The sequence below is a fragment of the Brachybacterium sp. sponge genome, assembly GCF_001613775.1.
In the GTDB taxonomy this organism is placed as follows: domain Bacteria; phylum Actinomycetota; class Actinomycetes; order Actinomycetales; family Dermabacteraceae; genus Brachybacterium; species Brachybacterium conglomeratum.
Genome location: NZ_LRMP01000002.1, coordinates 866,006 through 889,076 on the forward strand (window position 1 = coordinate 866,006; position 23,071 = coordinate 889,076).

Sequence of the window (23,071 nt, forward strand, 5' to 3'; positions counted from 1 at the left end):
CCAGGAGCACGCTCAGCGGCGGGCACGGATGGCCTGGTCGATCGCATCGGCGGCCGCCTCGGGGTCGACGGGGGAGAGGATGTAGCAGGTGTCCTTCGTCCCGATGATCTCCACGCTCGTGCCCGGCCGGGTGACCAGCATCCGGTAGGGACGCTGCTGTTCGGCGAGGGTGAAGATCTTCCGCCGGCCGACGGGGGTGAGCTCCTCGGGCTTCGGGGTCATCGCCCTCCCGCGCCGCCAGCCGTAGCCGCCGAGGGCGACGCCCACGGTGCCGGTGGGGATATCGCGCAGCTGCACGGTGCGGAAGTCCTCGATCGGCCAGACCCGGCGGGGGAGGAAGCCTCCGAGGCTCACGGTGACCCCGTTCCCGTCGACCACGAAGCGGGTGGCCTGGCCCATCCACGTCCACAGCGCCAGCAGCGCGAAGGCGGCGAGCACCGCGATCGCGCCCGGCGCCGAGCCGCGCTGCAGCAGCAGGCCCGACACGATCAGGCCCGCCACCACGGTGACGACGACGCGGGTCCAGCCCACGGACGAGGGCACCGTCCGCCCGACGTGGAAGGGCGGATCGGGCCTCACCAGATGCTCACCCGCTCCTCGGGGGCGCGGTACATGCCGTCGCCCTCGCGCACGTCGAAGGCCTCGTGGAACTCGTCGATGTGCCCGGCGACCGTGTTGCAGCGGAACTCCATCGGCGCATGCGGGTCCACGGCCAGGCGGCGGATCGCCTCCTGGGGCCGGTTCCGGCCCCGCCACACGGTCGCCCAGGACCAGAACACGCGCTGCAGGCCGGTGAGCCCGTCGAGCTCGGCCGCGGCCTCCTCCTCGGAGCGGCTGGCGAGATAGGCCTTGACTGCGATGGAGAGCCCGCCGAGGTCGCCGATGTTCTCGCCGATGGTGAGGGCGCCGTTGACTCGGTGGGAGTCGTCGAGCTCGCGCGGGGAGAGCTCCGAGTACTGCGCGATGAGACGGGCGGCGCGGGCGTCGAAGGCCTCGCGGTCCTCCGCCGTCCACCAGGAGACGAGGTTGCCGTCCCCGTCGTACTTCGAGCCCTGGTCGTCGAAGCCGTGGCCGACCTCGTGGCCGATCACCGCGCCGATCCCGCCGAAGTTCACGGCGTCGTCGGCTTCCGCGTCGAAGAACGGGGGCTCGAGGATCGCGGCGGGGAAGACGATCTCGTTCCGGCCGGGGTTGTAGTAGGCGTTGACCGTCTGCGGGGTCATGTGCCACTCGGTCTCGTCCATCGGCCCGCCGACCTTCGAGAACTCGAAGTCCGCCTCGAAGCGGCGGGAGGCGCGGACGGTCGCGACGAGGTCGCCGGGGACGAGCTCGAGGCCGTCGTAGTCGCGCCACGTCGAGGGATACCCGATCTTCGGGGTGAACCTCTCGAGCTTCGCGAGCGCCTTCTCGCGGGTGGCCGGGGTCATCCAGTCCAACGAGCTGATCGAGTCGCGGTAGGCGTCCATCAGGGCGTCGACCAGCGCGGTCATGCGCTCCTTGTGGGCGGCGGGGAAGTGGCGGGCGACGTACTCGCGGCCGACGGCGAAGCCGACCGCGCCCTCGACCAGGGCCACGCCCCGCTTCCACCGCTCCTTCAGCTCCTCCGCACCGGACAGGACGCGGCCGGAGAAGTCGAAGTCCTCCTCGACCAGCGCGGCGGGGAGATAGGGGGCGTAGGAGGAGACGGTGTGCATCGCGAGCCACGTGCGCAGCACGGCGAGGTCCTCCCCGGCCAGCAGCTCCGCGGCGGCGGAGACGAACTCGGGCTGGCCGACGGAGACCACGTCGAAGGCCGCGGCCGGCGCGCCGGTGCCCTCGATGTACGCGTCCCAGGGGAAGGCGGGGGCGAGCTCGCGGCGCTGCGCGGCGTCCATGGGGTTGTCGGACTTCTCCCGGTCGCGCAGGCGGACCACGTCGACGTGGCAGGCGGCGAGGCGGGTCTCGAAGTCGAGCACGGCGCGGGCGAGCTCCTCGGGGCCGCCGGCGGCGAGCCCCGCACGGCCGGGCAGCTCGGCGAGGCGGGCGAGGTTCGCCAGGTGCGCGGCATAGGCCTCGCGGGTCTCGGCGTGGTGCTCCTCGCGGTAGTAGGACTCGTCGGGCAGGCCGAGGCCTCCCTGATGGATCTTGACCTGGTACTGGGAGGAGTCGTGGTCGTCGGTCCACACGTAGGCGAGCACCGCCGAGGCCCCCGAGTCGGGCGCCGCCATCCGGCGCACGAGGCCCTCGAGGTCCCGGGTCGCCCCGATCTCGTCGAGCAGGTCGGCGAGGCCGGACAGGCCCGCGGCCTCGATCGCCTCGGTGTCCATGAACATGCGGTACAGCGTGCCGATCCGGGCGTGGTCGGTGGTCGGGACCGGCAGGCTCCCCGCCTCGTCCGCGGTGCGCGCGACGTCGTCGGCCGCCTCCTCGACGATCTCCCGCACCCGCTCCTCGGACAGGTCGCGCAGCGCGTGGAAGGCGCCGTCGCTGGACCGGTCGGCGGGCATCACGTGCTCGGCGAGCCAGCGGCCGTTGACGTGGCCGAAGAGGTCGTCCTGGGGGCGGGCGGCGGCGTCGACCTGCTCGAGGTCGAGTCCGGAGGGGAGGGCAGCGGTCATCATCGGCTCCTGCGGGGGTGGTGGGGTCGGTCGGTCAGAGGCTCAGCAGTCCGAGCACGGCCAGGGCGAGGGTCAGTGCACCGAGGGCGATGGGCATGTACGCCCAGGGGGTGCGGGAGCGCTCCGCCGGAGGCCTGCGCTGGAGGACGAGGGTCGACAGCCCGGTGCCGATCGAGAGCACGGCGGTGCCGACGGCGAGCACGGGCGAGAGGATCACGAGCACGGTCGCGCCGAGCTGGAACATCACGGTGCCGAGCACGTCCAGCAGGCGCATCACGACGGTCTCGCGGGCGCCGACGCGCTGGGAGAGCAGGGTCGAGATCGCCTCCTCGGACCAGTCGCCGGGCGTGGCGATGCGGCGCCGGGTCGCGACGGTCTGCGCGGTCGCCAGCACGATCCACACCAGCGCGCAGCCGGCGCCCACCCACACCCCGAGCTCGGAGCGGATGTCGGCCGGCCACAGCACGAGAGCGAGCAGCACCGCGGCGATGCGCAGCACCTCCTCGAGCACGCTGCGCACCGCGACCAGCCCCGGGTTCACGGCGAGCTGGCGGCGGGTGCGGGCCACGAAGAGGCTCGTCGCGACGAGGGAGACGAGCTGCAGGGCGCCCAGCCCGATGCCCAGCAGCAACGGCACCGGCGTGGTGGGGGCGAAGGGCAGGATCGCCACCAGCATCACGATCGCGAGGGCGGGTATCAGCAGGGCCTGGATCGACAGGCCCTTGACGAGGTCCCGGACGAGATCCGCCCCGGTGGGGGGATGGTCATGACCGGTGTGGTCATGGGGATCGTGGGGGTCGTCGCAGTGCGGGCGGGGCTCCGCGGGGGTGTCGGTCATGGGGCTCCTTCTCGGTCCCCACCAGGGTAACGGGGCCCGGCCCGGGCCTGACCTGTGGAACCATGGCCTCGTGAGGACCGACGAGAAGCATTCCCAGGCCCCCGGGCTGACCGCGGCGCAGCGGCAGCGGGCGGTCGGCGCCGTCGTGGCCGCGGCGACCGGGGACGCGCTCGGGGCGCCCTACGAGTTCCAGGCCCCCGTCGTCGACTCCGAGGAGATCGCCATGATCGGCGGCGGCGTGCTCGGCTGGCAGCCGGGGGAGTGGACCGACGACACCTCGATGGCGATCGTCGTGCTCGAAGCCGCTCTAGCCGCCTCGGACCACCATGACCTGCGGCTCGAGTCCGCGCAGGACCACATCGCGCGCGAGTGGTACTCGTGGTCGCTGGGCACCCCGGACATCGGGAACCTCACCTCCCACGTGCTGCGCTCCGCGGCGGACATCGGCCGCGAGGCGGGCCACTACGCGCCCCGCGCGGTCGACTTCCGGGCCGCGGCCGCGAAGGCGCACGAGGACCACCCGACCTCCGCGGGCAACGGCTCCCTGATGCGCGCCCACGCCTCGGTGCTGCCCTATCTGCTCTCCCCGGACGCGGACGCGGCCGAGGCGATCGTCTCGGTGTGCCGCTTGACACACGTGCATCCGGACACGATCGAGGCCTGCATCCTGTGGGGCTTCGCCGTGCGCCACGCGATCCTCACCGGCGAGCTCGACGTGCGCGTCGGCCTCGACCAGCTCGAGCCCGAGCGCCGCACGGTCTGGCAGGACCGGATCGAGGAGGCGGAGGAGTCGACCCCGGTCATGTTCCGACGCAACGGCTGGGTCGTCGGCGCCTTCCAGGCGGCGTGGGCGGCGATCGCCGGCGTCGGCCCGATTCCCGAGGGGAAGTTCGCCCAGCGCGACGCACTGGTCGCCGCTCTCGAGGCCGCGGCCCGGGCCGGCTACGACACCGACACCGTCGCCTGCATCACCGGCTCCCTGATGGGGGCGGCGCTCGGCCACAAGGCCGTCCCGCCCGAATGGAGGCGAGTCCTGTTCGGCTGGCCCGGCTACGAGGTCGAGGAGCTCACGAACCTCGTCGAGCGGGTCATCGCCCCGCAGGTGGCCGAGGAGCCGAGCCCGTGAGCGCCGCCCGAGGCAGTTCGGGGCGCGGCGGCTGGGACCTGCGGATCCTGTCCTGGAACCTGTGGGAGCTGCGCGGCGACCTGCACGCGCTGATCGAGGCGGTCGGCGATCTCGACCCCGACGTGCTGCTGGTCCAGGAGGCGCCCCGCTTCGTGCTGCCCACGTCGCGGCTGGCATGGTTCGCCCGGCGCGTCGGCCGACGGGTCCTCGTCGGCGGGCTCGGCGGGCGGGGCCTCGCGATCCTCGCGACCGAGGACGTCGCCGCGCAGGTGATCCGCCGCGGCATGCACCCGGTCGCGCAGACCGTCACGGACCTGAACTCGACCTACCCGCGCGGGGTCGCCGCGGTACGGCTGTCGGTGCCCGGCGGCGGCGAGGTCGTCGTCTCCTCGCTCCACTTCGCGCTGCAGGAGGACAACCGTCTGCGCCATGCCGAGCACGTCACGGCGCTGGTGCGCGGGGCGGGGGCGCCGGTGATCGTCGGCGGCGACCTGAACGAGACCGCCGACGGCGCGGCCCGGCGACTGCTCGATCCGCTGCTGCGGGACCCGGCCGGGCAGTCCGAGCACACCTTCCCGGCCGCCGGTCCGGTGCGCCGGATCGACGCGATCCTCGTCGGCGAGGGCGTGCGGGTGCGGGACGCGCGGGCCGTCCGCTCCACTGCGCGGGTCGGCGCGGAGCGGCTCTCGGGCGCCAGCGATCACCTGCCGACGCTGCTGGACGTCAGCCTCTGACGCGCCTGAGCGGGGTGCTCAGCCCCTGAGCCCGGCGCGCAGGGCGACCATGTCGTCCTGCCCTCCGACGTGCCGGATCGCGAACCCTCCCTCGACCGGTCCGCGCAGCGTGAGCTGGGTCCGGTAGGAGTCCACCGCCCGCTCCACCGCGTCCGCGGTCTGCGGGAGATCGCGCACCACGGTGCCCGGTGCCGCGGCGTCGCTCGCGATCTGCACCAGCGGCACGCCGGTCCGCTCGGCCGCGGCGACGGCGACGTGGTGGGCGCGCACATGGTCGGGATGCCCGTAGGTGCCCTCGTCGTCGTAGCCGATCAGCACGTCCGGGCGGGACTGCTCCACCAGGGCGACGAGGTCGTCCGCGGCCTGCTCGAGCGGGGCGAGGGAGAAGCTGTCGGGGCCGGCGTCGGGGGAGGGACCGGCGAGCCCCTCGCGCACCCATACCATGCCCGAGTCGCGGTAGCGGCGCGGGGCCGCGCCGGCCGCGAGCGCGGGGGCGGTGCCCAGCCAGTGCCGCTCGGCGATCCCGAGCGCGGCGGTCGCGGCATCGATCTCCCGCTCCCGGATCTCCTCGAGGGGGCGCTCGTCCCCGTCGGCGACCGCGCCGGGGACGATCTCGCCCTCCTCGCCGCGGGTCGCGGTGACGAGCACGACGCGGGTGCCGTCGGCGGCGAGCGCGGCGAGCAGCGCGCCGGTGGAGAGCGACTCGTCGTCGGGATGGGCGTGGACGGCGAGCACGGTGCGTGCGGTCCCGAGCAGCTGCCAGGGGTCGGTGCTCATGCGCGCTTCTCCACGAGACGGGTGTACTGGGAGGCGAGCGCCTCGGCGGTCGCCTCCCAGGTGCGGGAGGCGGCGAACTCGCGGGCGGCGCGGACCGCCGCTGCGTAGCGGTCCTCGTCGTCGAGGAGCGCTTCGAGGGTCTCGGCCCAGACGTCGGGGTCTCGGCTGCCCTGCACCAGACCGTCGGGCGCGACGGCCTCCCGCACCCCGCCGGCCGCGCGCCAGGCGAGCACGGGGGTACCGCTGGCCTGCGCCTCGAGGGCGACGAGGCCGAAGGTCTCCGACCAGCTGGTCAGCAGCAGCGCGCCGGCGCAGCGCATCGCCTCGGCGAGCTGATCGCGGTCCAGGGTGCCGACCATCTCGACCCGGTCCTCGACGCCGAGCTCCTTCGCGAGGGCTCGCAGCGACTCGAGGTACTCGGCGAAGGCGGGGGCGGCGGAGCCGGCCAGCACGAGCCGCGCGCCCCGTGCGGGGTCGAGCCGAGCGAGGACCTCGAGCGCCAGGTCGGGGCCCTTCAGCGGCTCGATCCGCGCGGTGAACAGGAGGGTGGGGCGGTGGCGCCGGGCCTGGACGTCCTCGCAGGGGTGGAAGCGGTCCACGTCCACGCCGGGGCGGACCACGGCGAGGCGCTCGCCGGGGACGCCGTAGCGCTCCACGACGGTGCGCGCCTCCGCGTCGGAGACGGCGATGACGAGGTCGGAGCCGGTCGCGGCGAACTGCTCGCCGGGGATGCGGCCCTCGGACTCGGCCGGCTCCCCGGCCTCGAGCGTCGAGGAGCCCTCGGGCGCCGCGACCGAGTGGAAGGACTGCAGGTGGGGGAGGTCGAGCTCCCGGGCGAGGGGCAGGGCGGAGACGCCGCTGAACCAGTGGTGGGAGTGGACGAGGTCGTAGTCGCCGTCGGCGAGGTGCGGCCGCAGCTGCTCGCGGAAGGGCCGGATCATCGCGTCCATCTCGCCCTTGGCGACGGGGGTGGCGGGCCCGGCGTCGAGGTGCAGCAGGCGCACCCCGTCGGCGACCTCGACCACGGCCGGGGCGTCGGGGTCGGAGCGTCGGGTGAAGAGGTCGACGCGGTGGCCCAGCCGGGCGAGGGCGAGGGACTGCTCGAGCACCACGACGTTCATGCCGCCCGCATCCGCGCCTCCGGGCTCGGTGAGCGGTGAGGTGTGCAGGCAGACCGCGGCGATCCGCAGGGAGGTGGCCGTCATCCCGCCATCCTAGAGGGGCCGCGCGGCGGCGCTCCGAGGGGCCGCTGTTCGCCCGTGACGAAATAGGACGCGGCCTGGGTCACGGGAAGTTGAACTGGGAATGAGCATGGTGGAGCCTGACAGGCATGGACACGGCGGAGAAGGTTGATTGGGCGGCGCTGAACGCCCACGCCGCGGGCCGTCCCGCCCGTCGGCTCGTGGGGAAGGCGATCTCTGCGGCCGGAGGTGACCGCCGTCCCGGGGTCGTGCTCGATCTGGGGGCCGGCGCCGGTGCCGACTCCCTCCAGTTCGCCCGGCGCGGCTGGCAGGTCCATGCCTACGACAGCGACGACACCCTCGCTGCCCGCCTGGTGGAGAACGAGCGCATGAGCGGCTCGGTGACCTTCCACCACACCGACATCCAGGACGTGGAGGAGTTCCCGTCCGCGCAGATCGTCTACTCGACCTACACCCTGGGCCTGCTCGGCCCGGAGGCACTGCCGGAGGTGTGGGCGAAGCTCGTCGGCGCCCTCCCGCGCGGCGGCGTGATGGCGGTGGACTTCTTCGGCCCCAACGACTCCTGGGCGGAGCTGCCCGATGTCGCCACGCTCCCGCTGCACGAGATCGACGCGATGTTCCGCGACTTCCACGTGATCGACCGCTCGGTGCGGGACGAGGACGGCCGCTTCCTCGCGGAGAAGAAGCACTGGCACGTCATCACCACGCTGGCCCGGAAGGTGCGCTGAGCCGGGATCCTGTCGGTCATCCGTCGCGCGGCGCAGCGACAGGCGTCATGAGCGGCGCCCCGCCGAGCAGGCGGTCCCGCAGGGGAGCAGCGCCGTCCAGCATCGCCAGTCGCAGCATCATCCCCGACCCGATCCGCCAGGCCTGGCCCGGCAGGGTGCGGCGCAGGGCGTAGGCCCTCAGCGCGGCGGTGAGATCCCGCCCCGGCTCGCCGAGCCCGTCGCGCCCCCGCCCGGTTCCCTCCGGCCGGTCCTGTGCCAGCACGTCCGCGAGCGCGGCGGCGTCGGCGAGGGCGGTGTTCGCCCCGTGGCCCAGGTTGGGCGCCATCGCGTGGGCGGCGTCCCCGAGGAGCACGGCCCGGTCCCGCACCGGCACCAGGGCAGGGACGGTGCGGATGCCGTGGACGAGGGTCCGCTCCGGAGAGGCCGCGGCGAGCACCTCGTCGATCGCGGCGCGCCGACCGCCCACCACGGAGCGCAGGTGCTCGAGGCTCGCGCGCGTGCTCGGGGCACGGTGCTCGGGGAGGCACGCGAACCAGTTCGTGCCCTCCCCGGCCAGCGGCGTGATCCCGAACAGCCAGCCCCCGCCCCAGGTCTCGGAGATCTCCGGCGGCGTCCCCTCGGCGGTGCCGCGCAGCACGGTCATGCCGTGGGAGCGGGCGGCGGGCCGGCCCGGCCAGCCCGAGCGCCGCACGAGCGAGTGGACTCCGTCGGCGCCGATCAGCAGGTCTGCGCGGGCGCGCAGCGGACGGACGTTCTCGACCCGCCGCCGGACGGTGCGGACCTCCGCGGGCAGCGCCTCCTGCAGCAGGCGGACGAGCGTGGAGCGCGGGACCAGCAGGGCACCGCCGGCGGGGATCTCGGCGAGCACCCGCCCGTCGGCGGCGCGCAGGGTGCCGCGCTCAGGGGCGGCGGAGAGCTCACGCACCGCCTCGAGCACCCCGATCCTGTCCAGCACCTGCTGCGCCGGGCCGAACAGTCCGAGCGAGGTCCCGACGGCGGGGATCGAGAAGCGCTCGTCGAGCAGCTCGACGTGGTGGCCGTCGCGGGAGAGGAGGATCGCGGCGGCGAGCCCGGCGACGCCGGCGCCGAGGATCGTGAGGTGCAGCGGGCGGGTGGTCGTGGGTGGGGGAGATCCGTGCATCGCACCGTCCTCGCGGGCTGTCCGGCGGGGTCCGCGGCGCGCCCGTCACGCCGGGGCGGGGCCGACGCGGAGCGCCGACCGGTCAGTGCGAGCGTAGGCGGCGCGAGCGGTGGGAGTCACGGGGAATCCGCGCCGTCCCCGGGCGGTGCGATCCCGTCCTCTGCCCCGGATGATTCGCTCTCGGAGGGGCAGGAGGCATCTGCGGGGCGGAGGGGCGGAGGGATCACTCTCGGCGGTGACGAGTAGCCGACCGCGCCGTGCGGGCTGGTCCAGCGGTGACGGGTCGAGCCGCTGGTCGCGGTGTCGGTCGTGGGATCGCTCCCTGTGTCGGTCGCAGGAGCACTCCCGGCATCGCGCCCGTCGCCGCCGACCGCCGTGACCTCCCACGTCCCGTGCTCCTTGGCCAGGTTGCAGCGCACGCACAGCCCCTGACCGTTCTCGTAGCTGGTCGGCCCGCCGCGGTGGTGCGGCAGGACGTGGTCGATGTGGCGGATCACCGCATTGCACCAGGGCGTGCGGCAGGTGACGTCCCGCAGACGGATCAGCCGGGAGAGGCCGACGGGGAAGGCGCGCGCCCGTGACTCCATCGCCACCAGCTCCCCGGGGCGCGGGCTCGCGTACAGCCGACGGAAGACGGCGGCGGCCTCGTGGTCGGGATGCTCGAGCGGGGCGGGCGGCCCGGGCGGCGGTGGCTCCGGTGCGGGCGGCTCGACCTGCCCGTCGTGGACCGCGTCGACCGGCTCCGCGCCCTCGATCGGGCAGGCCGGCTCCGCGTCCCCGATCCGATCGGCGGCCGGAGGAGGGCCGACGTCGTCCTGCGGGCCATCAGGCCCCGCCTCGCGGATGCGCCCCGGCGGACACCCCTGCAGGGTGTCGGTGATGACGTGAGCGGGGATCGTGCCGTAGCCCTCGAGCAGCGCGCACTCGTCCTCGTCGCCCCGCCCGAGCAGAGCCCGGTCCGTGATCACGACGCCGAGGTCCAGTCGCGGTCGGGAGGCGGTGGGTGCGAGGGCGCCGCTCATGGGGGCGGCGCGCAGCACGGCGTCCACCAGCAGGTCCGCCTCGAGGGCGCGTGCAGATGTACGGGCGCCGCCGGCGCGGAGCGACTCGGAGCGGGCGTGGAGGGTCTGCATCACGGAGGTCGCGTCGAGCCCCGGCAGCACCGCGCTGATCCGCGCCATCCCGTCGGCCAGCGGTGTCATCGTCAGGTGCCGGGCCCTCGCGGCGCGCTCGGCCCGGTCCCGTGAGCCCTCGGGTTCGAGCTGCTGGATCATGCCGCGCAGGTCGGAGGCCAGGCGCCTGCGCCCGCGTCCCTGCAGCGCGTCAGGGTCCTCGGCGATCAGCCGGTCGATCTGTGCACAGGTCTCCGGGGACGCGCCGTCGAGCGTGGTCGCGACGGTCGAGGCCTGCTCCGCGGTGAGTCGTCCGCGGCGCAGCACCGAGGCAGTGCCGGGCAGTTGCTGGACGAGTCTCCGCGCCGCGGCGAGGGAGTAGGAGCCGGAGGAGGGCGAGACGCGACGGGCGAGCGAGATTTCGTGGGACGCGCCCTTGCCGCGTCGGGAGGCGGGGACGTCGCGGGCCTCGTCATCGCGTGCGATCCGCTGCTCGGCCCGCACCTGCCAGGTCGAGTCGATGGCGGCGAGCGCGGAGCGCAGGTGGTCGAGTCCGGCGAGCACGGCCAGGGCCTCCTCCCCACTGCCCGGAGCGGTGTCCGGCAAGGGGTCGCGCGTGGAGCGCGTGCGGGTGAAAGCGTGGAGGGTGGAGGTGACGATCTCGGCGAGGACCGCGCGGGCCGACGGGGCGGCGACGAGGTCTGCGAGCTGCGCGGCGGCCTGGTCCAGCGCATCGACCGTTCCACTGCTGTCGGCCGTTCCGGAGCTGCCGGCCGCCGCAGCACGGTCGGCAGGGCCGGACGCGCCGGACGCCCCGGACGCGCCGGCAGCCCCGGACGCGCCTGGCGGCCCTGACACGTCGGCCGACGAGGGTGCCGCGCCGGGGTGGGGAGCGTCCCCACCGGGGCGGTCCCCGTCATCCTGCGGTGTCGTGTTCTCCATTCCTCCAGCGTAATGAGCGTCGATTCCTGGCGACAGGCCAGGAAGGATTCTGTGGATGACGCGGTCGACGCGCTGAGATATGTGGATAAAAGTGTGGAAAAGGTGGGTGTGTGGAGGAATGGTCGGCGCGGTTTCTGCGATGCCGGTGCGGAGGTGTCGCCCGTGATGCGTCTCCGAGAAGTCGATCCCCCGGAATAGCGAGATGGCTCCTGCGTCAATGTCGTGAACGGAATTGTGCACGACCGCCGACTGTGGAGGAATGATTCGACTTGGGACGCGACGGATCGACTATTTCCCCAGCAGCGTCAGCACCGCCGTCACCCGCCGGTGCACGCTCGCGTCGTCGCTCAGCCCGAGCTTCGCGAAGAGCCGCTGGGTGTGCTTCTCGATCGCCCCGGTGCTGAGGAACAGCCGCTCGGAGATCGCGGCGTTCGTCAGTCCCTCGCCCATCAGCTCGAGCACCTCCCGCTCGCGCGGGGTGAGGTCGTCCAGCGGTGAGCGCCGCCGGGAGGCGATCACCTGAGCGACCACGTCGGGATCGATCGCGACCCCGCCCCTGGCGACCCGTTCGATCGACTCGAGGAAGGAGCGGATGTCGAACACCCGGTCCTTGAGCAGATAGCCCGTCGACTCCGCCCCGGACTCGATGAGCTCGGTCGCGTAGCCCACCACCACGTACTGGCTCAGCAGGACGATCGGCGCCTGCGGCCATGCCGCCCTGATCTCCTTCGCGGCCCGCAGTCCCTCGTCGCTGTGCGAGGGAGGCATGCGAATGTCGGAGACCACCAGGTCGGGCCGCAGCTCGAGCGCCCGGGCCACGAGCTCCGTGCCCGTCGCGGCGGTGCCCACCACCTCGTGCTCCGCGTCCTCCAGCAGAAGACGCAGTCCCTCGCGCAGCAGCGCCGAGTCGTCGGCGATCAGGACACGCACGGGATCACCGCCTCGACCCGGGTGCCGTCGCCGTCGGGGGAGTGCACGCTCAGGCGGCCCTCGAGCGAGGCGACCCGTCCCGCGAGCCCGGCGAGCCCGCCGCCGGTCCGCATCTCTGCACCGCCGCGTCCGTCGTCCTCGATCCTCACCCGCACATCCTCGCCGATCCGCGCCACCTCCACCACGACAGACCCCGCCCCGGAGTGCTTCGCGGCATTGGTCAGCGCCTCCGAGACGACGTAGTAGACGCCGATCTCGACATGTTCGGGCAGGTCCAGCTCCGGGGCCTCCACCGTCGTGGGCAGCGGGGAGATCGCCGCGAGCTCGGCGAGCGCCGCCGGCAGGCCGCGGTCCACCAGGATCGGCGGGGCGATCCCGCGCGAGAGCCGACGCAGCTCGTCGAGGGTGAGACCCAGCTGCTCTCGCGCCTCGCGCAGCACGGCCTGTGCCCGCTCGGGATCCTTCTCGGTGAGTGACTCGATCCGGGCGAGGTCCATGGAGGCGCGCACGAGCCGCTGCTGCGGGCCGTCGTGCAGGTCCCGCTCGAGGCGGCGCAGCGCCGCGGACTCCGCCGAGCGGCCCGCGGCACGGGACTCCTCGGCGCGCGCCAGGCGCTGCTGCTCCTCGTGTCGCGAGCTGAGCAGACCCCGCCCGACCCCGCGGTGCAGGGCGGTCAGCCCCCGCACCACGGGGCCGACAGTGAGCAGGAACAGCAGCCCCACGGCGACCTGGAGCGCGATGTCGATGGCCAGGGCCGTCGGCCCGGTGAAGCCCAGCAGGTCCGCGAATGCGCTGCGGTCCGCGTCCGGCAGCACGTTCTCCAGGATGAGCGTGGCGAGCGGTCCGCCGGCGGTCCCGATCGCCCCGAGCGTCCAGGCGATCGCGAGCGGGAAGGTGATCAGGGCGAGCAGGAAGTTCACCAGCACCCACAGCGAGTCCAGCCAGCGCTGCGGATCGGTGAGCGGGGTGAGCATCCGCCGCACCCACCCGGCGCCGGCGCGCGGCTGCTTCGGCAGCGGCGTGGGCAGGTGCGTGCCGAGGATCGCGGACTGCAGGGCCCGCTCGGCCGCCGCGAAACCGCGGGCGACGAGCACCCCGCCCACCAGGATCGGCAGCCCGACCCACACCACCACCGTCGCCGCGCCCGCCGAGAGCAGGGCGATGACGAGGGAGAAGCCGATCGCGCCGAGCACCAGGGCGAGGAACGAGTAGCCGAGGAAGCGGCCGATCCGGGACGCCCAGGCGCCGACGCCCCGGGCCTGGGCGGGGGTCTCGTCGGCCGTGCGGGGCAGGGTCATCGTGGTCATGCCTCCACTCTCGGGCCGGATCGCCGGAAGGCCCATCCTGTCACCGGGACGGTCGGTGTCGGGCTGGCCCGACACCGCTGGGCATCCATGCGTTCCTGCCCGAGCCTCAGCCCTGCTCGCAGATCTCCTTCAGCGTTGCCAGGTCCGCGCCGACGGCCTCGGCGTCCTCCGCGAACTCCGCCTCGCTCATCGCGCCGCGGCGCAGGGTGAACACCACCTCGCAGCTCTCCTCCGTCAGCGGCAGCACCCGCAGCGGGTTCAGCACGGACTCGCCGGTGGGCAGGGTGACGGTGTGGTCCACCACGCCCAGATCGTTCTCGGGGACGAAGCTGACCAGCACCCGCCCCATCGGCGAGCTCATCGACCACTGGGAGACCTCGCGCTGCACCTCGCTGCCGGCGAGCCCCGCCGCCCAGCGAGGCAGGTTCCGCGGATCGCTCACGTACTCGTACACGCGACGCCAGGGGCGGTCGATCACGACGGAGAGATGGAGGGAGGGGCCGACGGGGGCAGCGGAGTCGCTCATGGGGCGACGCTAACAGCCCCCGTGTCGCGAGCGCCCTGCGCCGCCCTGACCGTCGCGCCGACCGCGTCCTCCCAGCTCGTCGCGACGAGCCCCTCCTCCCGCTCGAGACGCCCCGGCACCTGCACGCACGGCCCGTACCAGAGCCCGGAGATCCCGTGGAGCTCACGGGCGAAGGTGTTGAACGGCGCGAGCAGGGTCAGTGCCGCCCGAGGGATCGGGATCGGCCGACGGGCGGGCGCGCCCACGAGCCGGGACACCTCCGCGATCAGCTCCCGCTGGGTGCGGGCGGGGGCGGCAGGGGCGTTCAGCACCGCATCGCCCGCGGCCCCGGTCAGGTGCTCGGCGCGACGGGCGGCGTGGAGCATCGCCGCCGCGAGATCCGGCACGTGGGTGAGGGTGTGCGGTGCGTCGGCCCGGCCGAACAGGATCGCGCGACGCCCGGCGAGCGCAGGCTCGATCACCATCGCGGTCGCGACCGCCGCCCCGGTGCCGACGGTGCTCGGCCCGATCAGGTCCGAGGCGATGACGCTGAGGGTGCGGGCCCGGTGCGCGCGGCGTGCGGCCAGCAGCTCCAGCCGCACCCGTCCCTTCTCGTCCTGCGGACTGGGCGGGGCGTCCTCCGTGAGGGAGGCGGCACCGCCCTGGAAGCCGTAGAAGGACTCCGGGAAGATCACCGGGATCCCGCGCTCGGCGGCCGCGTCGAGCACGGCGAGCTCGCGGGGCGGGAGCTGCTCGCGCCAGAGCCGGGCGTCGTAGGGGGCGTGGAAGGTGGCCATGACGGCGTCGGCGCCGTCGATCGCGGCCCCGAGCGCCGCCGGGTCGAGCACGTCCCCGGCGACGCGTCGGATCCCGGGGTCGGGGTCCTTCGCGGTGCGGCGCAGCACGGTGACGGTGTCGCCGTCCGCGAGCGCCCGCTCGATGATCGCGCGGCCGATCTGTCCTTCTCCGATGACGAGGTGATGCATGACTGCCTCCCGAATGTGAGCACTGCTCTCTGTTCTGTCGAGAACAGTGAACACCGCTCTCGGTTCGACGTCAAGAGCAGTGCTCTCGGAGTGTGGGAGGATGCGGAGCATGAACGCCGCACCGACGTCCCGCGCCCTCGCCCGGGAGCGCACCATGGCCCGCATCGTCGAGCTCGGGAACGCCCAGCTCGCCGAGAGCGGCGTCGCCGGTCTCAGCGTCCGCGAGATCGCCCGCGGCCTCGGCATGGTCTCCTCGGCGGTCTACCGCTACGTGGCCAGCCGCGACGAGCTGCTGACCCTGCTGATCGTCGACGCCTACGAGGACCTCGCCGCCGCGGTCGAGGAGCGTCTCGCGGGCGCCGGTGACGAGCCGCGCGAGCGCTTCCTCGCCCTCGGCGGGGCGATGTCGAGCTGGGCGCTCGCTGCCCCGGAGCGCTGGTCGCTGCTGTACGGCACCCCGGTCCCGGGCTACGCGGCGCCGTCGGAGACCACGAACGCGCCCGGCACGCAGGTGACCCGCGAGGTGCTCGCGATCGCGGCCGACGCGGCCCGGGGGGATCGACCGCTCGGCGAGTCGCCGGCGCTCGACCCTGCGGTCTCGGGGCTGCTGGACCGGCATCTGACGGAGTTCGCGATCGAGGCGGACGCCGCGACCGCCGCCCGCGCCGTCACGGCCTGGTCGGGACTCGTCGGCGTGATCAGCGCCCACCTGTTCGGCCAGCTCGGCCCCGATGCGGTCGCCCTCGGCGAGGGCATCCTCCGCCCCCAGATCGAGATCCTCGCGGACCTCATCGCACCGCGCTGAGCGACCTGCCCGTCGCGTCCTCGTCGAGCGCGGCGAGGACGACCCGGACGATCGCGCTCGGCGTCGCGGGCTCTCGCACCCGCGCGCCCGCCGCCGACGGGGCGACCACGACCCAGCGGGGCGTGCCACGTCGGCGCATCCTGCCGATCTCGACGCTCCCGCCCCTGCGCAGCGGGATCACGAGCGCACCGCTCGGGCCGACGGCGAGGCGAGCGCCCAGCTCGGGACGCTGCGCGAGCAGGAGCGCACGGATCCGCTCGCGCTCGGCCCGCACCGCATCGGCGGGGACGGAGCGCGCAGCGGAGCGGCGCGACGGCGACATGCTCACGAGCCTAGGAGCGGGGTGCGACAGAGGAGCGGAGCGACGCGGGCGGTCCCACCGTTCCCCCTCACGGGGGAGCGCAGTCGCTCGCGGGAGGGAGGCGGGCGGGACGGGCAAGGGCGAGGCTCGTCCCATGAGCACCACCACCGACACCCCCGCCCTCCGCACCCGCCCCCGTCCCGACCGCCTCACGACGGCCGCCGGCCGGAGCCTCCTCGCGATCTGCGCCCTGCACACGCTCGCCTTCTCGCTCCATCCGTACTGGGCCGACTGGCTCGCCGGACCGCTGCGCACCACCGAGGCGAGCCTCGACGAGGCGGCCCAGTTCTTGGGGCTGCCCGGCGGGTTCGTCCTCCCCGGGATCCTGCTCGCGCTGCTGCTGATCCGTCTGGGGCGGCAGGGAGGGCGAGCACTCGCGGCGTTCGGGCCCGTGCTCGGGCTCTGGGCCCTGGGCTGCGTGTGGATCCTCGGGCCCAGCGGGTTCCTGTTCGTCCTGGTCCCCGCCGCGCTGCTCGTCCTCGCGCGCCTGAAGGGCGGCCCTGCCGCTGCCGCCTAGGATCCTCGTCCATGACCGCACTGGAGGCCTACGCCCGGCGCGCCGAGGAGTACACCGCGCTGCTCGGCAGCGTCGAGGCGATGGCCCCTGCGGACGTCCGACGGATCGAGACCTGGGCCCGCACGGCCTGTGGGCCGCTGCTCGACCTCGGCTGTGGCCCCGGGCACTGGACCGCGCACCTCGCGGCGCTCGGCCTCGAGGTCGAGGGCTGGGACCCGGTGGCGGAGTTCGTGCGGAGCGCCCGGGACCGCCATCCCGGGACGGTCTACCGCCGCGCCGCGCTCGCCGACCTCGAAGGGCATCCGGGCGCCTGGGGCGGGATCCTCGTCTGGTACTCGCTGATCCATCTCGAGCCCGCGGCGATGCCCGGCGCCCTCTCCGCGCTGCACCGGGCCCTGCGCCGCGGCGGGACCCTGCTGCTGGGGTTCTTCGACGGGGCGAGGCAGGAGCCCTTCGACCACGCCGTCGCGCCGGCGCAGCACTGGCCCGTCGGCCGGATGACCGAGCTCGTGGAGGCGGCGGGGTTCGAGGTCGTCGACGTCGAGACGCGCACGGACCCGGGCGCGCGACCCCATGCCGCCGTCCACGCCCGAGCCCCTCACTAGGCTGACGCCCATGGCACAGCGCATCCAGGACGGCAGCGCGGGAGACGCGGACTACGGCGCCCTCGGGTCCACCTACTCCCGCTACCGACGCCCCGACCAGCGGCTCGCCGCCGTGATCGCGCAGGCGCTCGGCGAGGCGCGCACCGTGCTGAACGTCGGCGCCGGGGCGGGCTCCTACGAGCCGACGGACCGGGGGGTCACCGCCGTGGAGCCCTCCGCCGTGATGCGCGCCCAGCGCCCCGCCCACCTGTCCCCGGCCGTGGACGCGACCGCCGAGCAGCTCCCCTTCGCCGACGACTCCTTCGACGCCGCCATGACCACCTTCAGCGTCCACCAGTGGCGGGACCTTCCTGCGGGCCTGGCCGAGCTGCGCCGCGTGACGCGCGGCCCGGTCGTGCTCCTCACCTGCGACCCGAGCCGCGTCCAGGAGTTCTGGGTGCGGGAGTACGCGCCGGAGGTGCTCGAGGTCGAGGCGCGCCGCTATCCCGCACTCGACGCGCTCGCCGACGGGCTCGGCGGCAGCGTCTCGATCAGCACCGTGCTGATCCCGCAGGGCTGCACCGACGGGTTCACCGAGGCCTACTTCGGACGGCCCGAGCACCTGCTGGATCTCGAGGCGCAGCGCGCCTGCTCCGCCTGGTCCCTGGTGGAACCCGCGGTGAGCGACCGCTTCACCCGGGAGCTCGCCGGGGACCTGCTCGACGGCACCTGGGACGCCCGTCATGGCGCGCTGCGCACCCTGCCGCGCTACGAGGGATCCCTCGTGCTGCTCGTCGCCGCGCCCTGAGCCGTCCCCGTCCGCGCCACGCTCAGTCGCCGAGGATCGCGCCGCGGGAGGCGGACTTCACGAGCTTCACGTACTTGCCCAGCACGCCCTTGGTGAACTTCGGCGGCAGCGGCTCCCAGCCCTCCCGGCGCGCGGCGAGCTCCGCCTCGTCGACCAGCAGGTCGAGGGTGCCCGCGCCGACGTCCAGGCGGATCCGGTCCCCGTCGCGCACGAACGCGATGGGTCCGCCGTCCACCGCCTCCGGGGCGATGTGGCCGACGCACAGGCCCGTCGTCCCGCCGGAGAAGCGGCCGTCGGTCATCAGCAGCACGTCCTTGCCGAGCCCGGCGCCCTTGATCGCGCCGGTGATCGCGAGCATCTCGCGCATGCCCGGCCCGCCCTTGGGGCCCTCGTAGCGGATCAGCACCACGTCGCCGTGGTCGATCGTGCCGTCGTTCAGCGCGTCCAGCGCCTGCTGCTCCCGCTCGAACACGCGCGCGGTCCCCTCGAAGACGTCCTCCTCGAAGCCGGCGGACTTCACCACCGCGCCCTCCGGGGCGAGCGAGCCGTGCAGGATCGTGATCCCGCCGGTGGGGGCGATCGGCGCGGTCGCCGGGCGCAGCACGGTCCCGTCGGCCGGTCGGGGCGAGAGGACCTCGAGGTTCTCGCCGATCGTGCGACCGGTGACGGTCAGGCAGTCGCCGTCCAGCAGGCCTTCGTCCAGCAGCGTCTTCATCACCACCTGGATGCCGCCCACGTGGTCCACGTCGTTCATGACGTAGCGGCCGTAGGGCTTGAGGTCCGCGAGGTGCGGCACCTTCGCGCCGATCCGGGCGAAGTCCTCGAGGGTGAGGTCCACGCCCGCCTCGTGCGCGATCGCGAGCAGGTGCAGCACCGCGTTGGTCGAGCCGCCGAAGGCCTGCACCACGCTGATCGCGTTCTCGAAGGCGGCCTTGGTCATGATGTCGGAGGTCGTGATGCCCTGCCTCAGCATCCCCACCACGGCCTCGCCCGCACGGCGCGCGTCGGCGTCGCGGCGACGATCGGCCGACGGGGGAGTGGCCGAGCCGGGGATCGACATGCCGATCGACTCGGCGACCGTCGCCATGGTGTTCGCGGTGTAGAAGCCGCCGCAGGCTCCCTCACCGGGGCAGATGGAGCGCTCGATCCGGCCGACGTCCTCCCTGCTCATCAGCCCGCGCGCGCAGGCGCCGACGGCCTCGAAGCCGTCGATGATCGTCACGTCCTTCTCGGTGCCGTCGGAGAGCGAGGCGCGGCCGGGCATGATCGTGCCCGCGTAGACGAAGACGCTCGCGAGGTCGAGCCGAGCCGCGGCCATCAGCATCCCCGGCAGGGACTTGTCGCAGCCGGCCAGCAGCACGGAGCCGTCGAGCCGCTCGGCGAGCATCACCGTCTCGACGCTGTCGGCGATGATGTCGCGGGAGACGAGGGAGTAGTGCATGCCCTCGTGCCCCATCGAGATCCCGTCGGAGACCGAGATGGTGCCGAACTGGAGCGGGTACCCGCCGCCGGAGTGCACGCCCTCCTTCGCGGCACGGGCGAGCCGGTCCAGCGACAGGTTGCAGGGGGTGATCTCGTTCCAGGAGCTCGCGATGCCGATCTGGGGCTTGTCCCAGTCCTCGTCGCCCATCCCCACCGCGCGCAGCATGCCGCGGGAGGTGGTGGCGGCCAGGCCGTCGGTGACCGTGCGGCTGCGCGGCTTGATGTCCGGGGCGCGGCGGTCGTCGAGGGAGGGAGCGGCAGGGGCGGCGTCGTCGGCGGTCATGGCCCGACCCTAGGACTCCGCGCCGCCGATGTACACGGCCGACGCGCCCCGCGACCGGCCGGTCAGAGCACCCGGGGGCGGCTCTCCTCCTCGCCCAGGCGGGTGAGGCGGCTGAGCTGCGTGACGTGCTGGGGGCCGAGATCGGTGAGGGTGGGGACCTGCAGCAGCTTCATGGTCTGCTCGACCTGGCTCGCGAGGATCTCGATGGTGCGGTCCACGCCCTCCTTGCCGCCGGCCATGAGCCCGTAGAGGTAGGCGCGGCCGATCATCGTGAAGTCGGCGCCCAGCGCGATCGCGGCGACGATGTCGGCACCGCTGCGGATGCCGGTGTCCAGGATGATCTCGACGTCCTTGCCGATCTCGCGCGCCACCTCGGGCAGAAGATGGAAGGGCACGGGGGCGCGGTCCAGCTGGCGGCCGCCGTGGTTGGAGAGCACGATCGCGTCGACGCCGAGGTCGGCGAGCTTCTTCGCGTCCTCGAGGGTCTGGACCCCCTTGACCGCGAACTTCCCGGGCCACATCTTCCGGATCTCGGCGAGGTCCTCGAAGTCGATCGAGGGATCCATCGCGGAGTTCAGCAGCTCCCCGACGGTGCCGCCGGTCTCCGAGAGGGAGGCGAACTCGAGCTTCGCCGTGGTCAGGAAGTCCCACCACCACCAGGGGCGCGGGATCGCGTTGACGACGGTGCCGAGGCTGAGCTGCGGCGGGATCGAGAACCCGTTGCGGGAGTCGCGCAGCCGTGCACCGGCCACGGGGGTGTCCACCGTGAAGAAGAGGGTGTCGAAGCCGGCCTCGGCGGCGCGCTCGACCAGGCGGTAGGAGATCTCCCGCTGGCGCATCACGTAGAGCTGGAACCAGTTGCGACCCAGCGGGTTCGCCTCCTTGACGTGCTCGATCGAGGTCGTGCCCAGGGTCGAGAGGGTGAAGGGGATACCGGCCGCGCCGGCCGCCGAGGCACCTGCGATCTCGCCCTCGGTCTGCATCAGGCGGGTGAAGCCGGTGGGGGCGATGCCGAAGGGATGCGCGGAGCTTCCGCCGAGGATCTGGGTGGTGGTGTCCACCGAGGAGACGTCGTTCAGGATCGAGGGGTGGAACTCGATGTCCTCGAAGGCCTCGACGGAGCGGCGCATCGAGATCTCCCGCTCGGCGGCGCCGTCGGTGTAGTCGAAGGCCGCGGCGGGAGTGCGACGCTTCGCGATCGTGCGCAGGTCCTCGATCGTGAGCGCCGAGGAGAGCCGTCGCCGCTTGGGGTCGAGGTCGATCTTCTTGAACTTCATGAGCTCGAGGAGCTCGGAGGGGCGGGGGATCTGACGCTGGACCATGGGTCCTCCTTCGTGTCGGACGGTCGTATCGGGGCGAGCAATAGCGAGTCAGGGGGAGGGGATCATCCAGGACAGCACGTTCGACTGCAGCCCGACCAGCAGGCACAGCGCGACGAGCATGCCGAGGCTCCACCAGATGACGCGGCGGAAGATCGCGGACTCCTGACCGACCAGGCCCACGGCCGTGGCCGCGATGGTGAGGTTCTGGGGGCTGATCATCTTGCCGACCACGCCGCCGGAGGTGTTCGCGGCCACCAGCAGTGCCGGGTCCAGCCCGGCCTTCTCGGCGGCGGTCTGCTGGAGGGTCGCGAACAGGGCGTTGGCGCTCGTGTCGGAGCCGGTGACCGCGGTGCCGAGCCAGCCCAGGATCGGGGAGAGGAAGGCGAAGGCGGCGCCGGTGCCGGCGATCCAGGTGCCGATGGTGATCGTCTGGCCCGACTGGTTCATGACGTAGGCGAGCGCGAGCACCGCGGCGACGGTGAGGATCGACCAGCGCATCTTCACGAGGTTGGTGGCGTACACGTCGACGGCGTCCCGCGCGCTGAGTCGGTAGACGAGCGCCACCACGATCCCGGTGAGCAGCAGCAGGGTGCCCGGCGAGGAGAGCCACTGGAGGGTGTACACGGTGCTGGTGGAGACCTCCCCGGCGGCGGTGAGCACCCGGCCGTCCAAGCCCGGCCAGTGGATCTTCAGATCCGTCGAGGCGAGGAAGGAGTTCAGCGCGGGCACCAGCTTCGAGGCGGAGAAGACCAGGATCACCAGCAGGTAGGGGAACAGGGCCATGAGCACGCGGCCCGGGGTCAGGGCGGTGTCGGGTCGGGTGCGGGTGGCGACCGCGCCGCCGCCGGTCGCGTCCTGCGGGGTGTCGGCCTGCTCGGTCTCGCGCTCGCGGTGCATGTTCGCCAGGGCGTCCTTCCCGCCGACGGGCTTCCACACGCGCAGCATGAGCACCGCGGCGCCGAGCCCGGAGAGGGAGGCGATGATGTCGGTGAGCTCGACGGAGACGAAGTTCGAGGAGACGTACTGGCTGATCGCGAAGACGAGGCCGACCACGAGCGCGAGCGGCCAGAGCTGGCGCACCCCGCGTCGGCCGTCGACCAGCAGCACGAGGAAAAGCGGCACCACGGCGGCGAGGAACGGCGCCTGGTGTCCGATGATCGCGCCGATGTGCTGGTAGGGGATGCCGGTGAGGTTGCCGGCGGTGATGATCGGGATCGCGATCGCGCCGAAGGCGACCGGGGCGGTGTTGGCGATGAGCACCACGGTCGCGGCGCGCATCGCGGTGAAGCCCACCGCCATCAGCATCACGCCGGTGATCGCGACGGGGGCGCCGAAGCCGGCGAGGGCCTCGAGCAGGCCTCCGAAGCAGAAGGCGATGATGATCGCCTGGACCCGGGGATCGTCGGAGATCTTGTCGATGACCAGGCGGAGGTCCTCGAAGCGTCCGCTGCGGACGGTGAGCTCGTACAGCCAGATCGCGTTGAGCACGATCCACATGATCGGGAAGAGTCCGAAGGCGAACCCCTGCGAGGCGGAGAGGGCGACGAGGTCAAGGGGCATGCCGTAGACGAGCGCGGCGACCAGGCCTGCGACGGCCAGTGCTGAGAGGCCTGCCCAGTGCGCCTTCCAGCGCAGCACTCCGAGGGTCACGAAGATCGTCAGCAGGGGGAGGATCGCGACGAGCGAGGACAGCATCAGGCTGCCGGCCAGCGGTGCGAGGTCTGGGGTGTACATGGGAACCTCCGAGGCACGTCAGCGGCGGTGCTGCACTGCATCGCCGTCGATGTCGTGCCTGGTGAGTCGTGAGGGGAGAGGAAGCGGAAGACCACGATGTGGTCCGACCACACAGTGATGGTAGGGCCGGGGCGGCGGCGAGGCAAGCCCCTGACGGGACGGGATCACGGGACGGGGCCGGAGCGGGACCTCGACGGGATGCGTCCGGCGAGGGCCGGTGGACGGAGCGGGCCGTGCGTGCGCGGAGCCG

Annotated in this window: 22 protein-coding genes; 7 read left to right on the forward strand and 15 right to left on the reverse strand. The window is 73.5% G+C overall.

Going from position 1 to position 23,071, the window contains the following annotated elements; genetic code table 11:
• Nucleotides 1-12: 12 nt before the first annotated feature.
• From A4A78_RS11840 to A4A78_RS11850, 3 genes are read right to left on the reverse strand one after another with little or no spacing between them, the layout of a single operon-like run.
• Entirely contained in the window at nt 13-579 is a 567-nt protein-coding gene (locus A4A78_RS11840; protein ID WP_062949442.1) for a hypothetical protein, read from the reverse strand.
• Nucleotides 576-2,600, reverse strand: coding sequence for a M13 family metallopeptidase (locus A4A78_RS11845; RefSeq protein ID WP_062949444.1), 2,025 nt, complete (start codon nt 2,598-2,600; stop codon nt 576-578). The genes A4A78_RS11840 and A4A78_RS11845 overlap by 4 nt, the downstream gene beginning before the upstream one ends.
• Nucleotides 2,601-2,631: 31 nt before the next feature.
• Nucleotides 2,632-3,435, reverse strand: coding sequence for a hypothetical protein (locus A4A78_RS11850; protein ID WP_062949446.1), 804 nt, complete (start codon nt 3,433-3,435; stop codon nt 2,632-2,634).
• Between the two features lie 70 nt (nt 3,436-3,505).
• Here A4A78_RS11850 and A4A78_RS11855 point away from each other — a divergent pair, with 70 nt between their 5' ends.
• Complete coding sequence (locus tag A4A78_RS11855) at nt 3,506-4,561, forward strand: ADP-ribosylglycohydrolase family protein (RefSeq protein ID WP_062949448.1); 1,056 nt, start codon at nt 3,506-3,508, stop codon at nt 4,559-4,561.
• On the forward strand, nt 4,558-5,295 hold the full coding sequence (locus A4A78_RS11860; protein WP_062949450.1) for an endonuclease/exonuclease/phosphatase family protein: 738 nt from the start codon (nt 4,558-4,560) through the stop codon (nt 5,293-5,295). The genes A4A78_RS11855 and A4A78_RS11860 overlap by 4 nt, the downstream gene beginning before the upstream one ends.
• An 18-nt stretch (nt 5,296-5,313) precedes the next feature.
• Here A4A78_RS11860 and A4A78_RS11865 read toward each other — a convergent pair whose 3' ends face one another.
• Together A4A78_RS11865 and A4A78_RS11870 are read right to left on the reverse strand one after the other, a co-directional pair.
• Complete coding sequence (locus A4A78_RS11865; RefSeq protein ID WP_062949452.1) at nt 5,314-6,072, reverse strand: PIG-L family deacetylase; 759 nt, start codon at nt 6,070-6,072, stop codon at nt 5,314-5,316.
• Complete coding sequence (locus A4A78_RS11870; RefSeq protein ID WP_062949453.1) at nt 6,069-7,277, reverse strand: glycosyltransferase; 1,209 nt, start codon at nt 7,275-7,277, stop codon at nt 6,069-6,071. Before A4A78_RS11870 ends, A4A78_RS11865 begins: the two co-directional genes overlap by 4 nt.
• A gap of 125 nt (nt 7,278-7,402) precedes the next feature.
• On the opposite strand from A4A78_RS11870, the gene A4A78_RS11875 reads away from it, so the two are divergent.
• Nucleotides 7,403-8,002 carry a trans-aconitate 2-methyltransferase gene (locus A4A78_RS11875; RefSeq protein ID WP_062949454.1) on the forward strand — a complete coding sequence of 200 codons (600 nt, stop codon included), beginning with the start codon at nt 7,403-7,405 and terminating at the stop codon, nt 8,000-8,002.
• Nucleotides 8,003-8,018: 16 nt separating this feature from the next.
• Here A4A78_RS11875 and A4A78_RS11880 read toward each other — a convergent pair whose 3' ends face one another.
• The 6 genes from A4A78_RS11880 to A4A78_RS11905 all read right to left on the reverse strand — a co-directional run bounded on the left by A4A78_RS11880 (nt 8,019) and on the right by A4A78_RS11905 (nt 14,925).
• Entirely contained in the window at nt 8,019-9,143 is a 1,125-nt protein-coding gene (locus A4A78_RS11880; protein ID WP_231881028.1) for an FAD-dependent monooxygenase, read from the reverse strand.
• A gap of 116 nt (nt 9,144-9,259) precedes the next feature.
• Nucleotides 9,260-11,197, reverse strand: a complete 1,938-nt coding sequence (locus tag A4A78_RS11885) for an HNH endonuclease signature motif containing protein (protein ID WP_062949455.1) — start codon at nt 11,195-11,197, stop codon at nt 9,260-9,262.
• A gap of 288 nt (nt 11,198-11,485) precedes the next feature.
• Nucleotides 11,486-12,127: a response regulator transcription factor gene (locus tag A4A78_RS11890; protein ID WP_062949457.1), complete on the reverse strand. Its 642-nt coding sequence runs from the start codon at nt 12,125-12,127 to the stop codon at nt 11,486-11,488.
• Entirely contained in the window at nt 12,115-13,434 is a 1,320-nt protein-coding gene (locus A4A78_RS11895) for a sensor histidine kinase (protein ID WP_062949459.1), read from the reverse strand. The genes A4A78_RS11890 and A4A78_RS11895 overlap by 13 nt, the downstream gene beginning before the upstream one ends.
• 106 nt (nt 13,435-13,540) lie before the next feature.
• Nucleotides 13,541-13,960 carry an SRPBCC family protein gene (locus A4A78_RS11900; RefSeq protein WP_062949461.1) on the reverse strand — a complete coding sequence of 140 codons (420 nt, stop codon included), beginning with the start codon at nt 13,958-13,960 and terminating at the stop codon, nt 13,541-13,543.
• Nucleotides 13,957-14,925 carry an NAD-dependent epimerase/dehydratase family protein gene (locus A4A78_RS11905; RefSeq protein ID WP_062949463.1) on the reverse strand — a complete coding sequence of 323 codons (969 nt, stop codon included), beginning with the start codon at nt 14,923-14,925 and terminating at the stop codon, nt 13,957-13,959. Before A4A78_RS11905 ends, A4A78_RS11900 begins: the two co-directional genes overlap by 4 nt.
• A gap of 109 nt (nt 14,926-15,034) precedes the next feature.
• On the opposite strand from A4A78_RS11905, the gene A4A78_RS11910 reads away from it, so the two are divergent.
• A complete protein-coding gene (locus tag A4A78_RS11910; protein WP_062949465.1) occupies nt 15,035-15,730 on the forward strand; it encodes a TetR/AcrR family transcriptional regulator in 696 nt (231 codons plus the stop codon).
• Here the strand turns inward: A4A78_RS11910 and A4A78_RS11915 are convergent.
• On the reverse strand, nt 15,714-16,052 hold the full coding sequence (locus A4A78_RS11915; protein ID WP_062949467.1) for a hypothetical protein: 339 nt from the start codon (nt 16,050-16,052) through the stop codon (nt 15,714-15,716). The two genes, A4A78_RS11910 and A4A78_RS11915, sit on opposite strands and share 17 nt — an antisense overlap.
• Before the next feature lie 133 nt (nt 16,053-16,185).
• Between A4A78_RS11915 and A4A78_RS11920 the strand changes: the two genes are divergently transcribed.
• The 3 genes from A4A78_RS11920 to A4A78_RS11930 are packed head-to-tail and all read left to right on the forward strand — an operon-like array spanning nt 16,186 to nt 18,000.
• Complete coding sequence (locus tag A4A78_RS11920) at nt 16,186-16,608, forward strand: hypothetical protein (RefSeq protein WP_197466674.1); 423 nt, start codon at nt 16,186-16,188, stop codon at nt 16,606-16,608.
• A gap of 11 nt (nt 16,609-16,619) precedes the next feature.
• Complete coding sequence (locus tag A4A78_RS11925; RefSeq protein WP_062949469.1) at nt 16,620-17,213, forward strand: class I SAM-dependent methyltransferase; 594 nt, start codon at nt 16,620-16,622, stop codon at nt 17,211-17,213.
• Nucleotides 17,214-17,223: 10 nt separating this feature from the next.
• Entirely contained in the window at nt 17,224-18,000 is a 777-nt protein-coding gene (locus tag A4A78_RS11930; RefSeq protein ID WP_062949473.1) for a class I SAM-dependent methyltransferase, read from the forward strand.
• Between the two features lie 22 nt (nt 18,001-18,022).
• Here the strand turns inward: A4A78_RS11930 and ilvD are convergent, their stop codons facing one another.
• The 3 genes from ilvD to A4A78_RS11945 form a co-directional block, all read right to left on the reverse strand.
• A complete protein-coding gene (gene ilvD / locus A4A78_RS11935; protein WP_062949474.1) occupies nt 18,023-19,765 on the reverse strand; it encodes a dihydroxy-acid dehydratase in 1,743 nt (580 codons plus the stop codon).
• A 62-nt stretch (nt 19,766-19,827) separates the two neighbouring features.
• A complete protein-coding gene (locus tag A4A78_RS11940) occupies nt 19,828-21,087 on the reverse strand; it encodes an alpha-hydroxy acid oxidase (protein WP_062949477.1) in 1,260 nt (419 codons plus the stop codon).
• Between the two features lie 48 nt (nt 21,088-21,135).
• Nucleotides 21,136-22,821 (reverse strand): L-lactate permease, encoded by a 1,686-nt coding sequence (locus A4A78_RS11945; protein ID WP_062949481.1) that lies wholly within the window; start codon nt 22,819-22,821, stop codon nt 21,136-21,138.
• Nucleotides 22,822-23,071 lie beyond the last annotated feature (250 nt).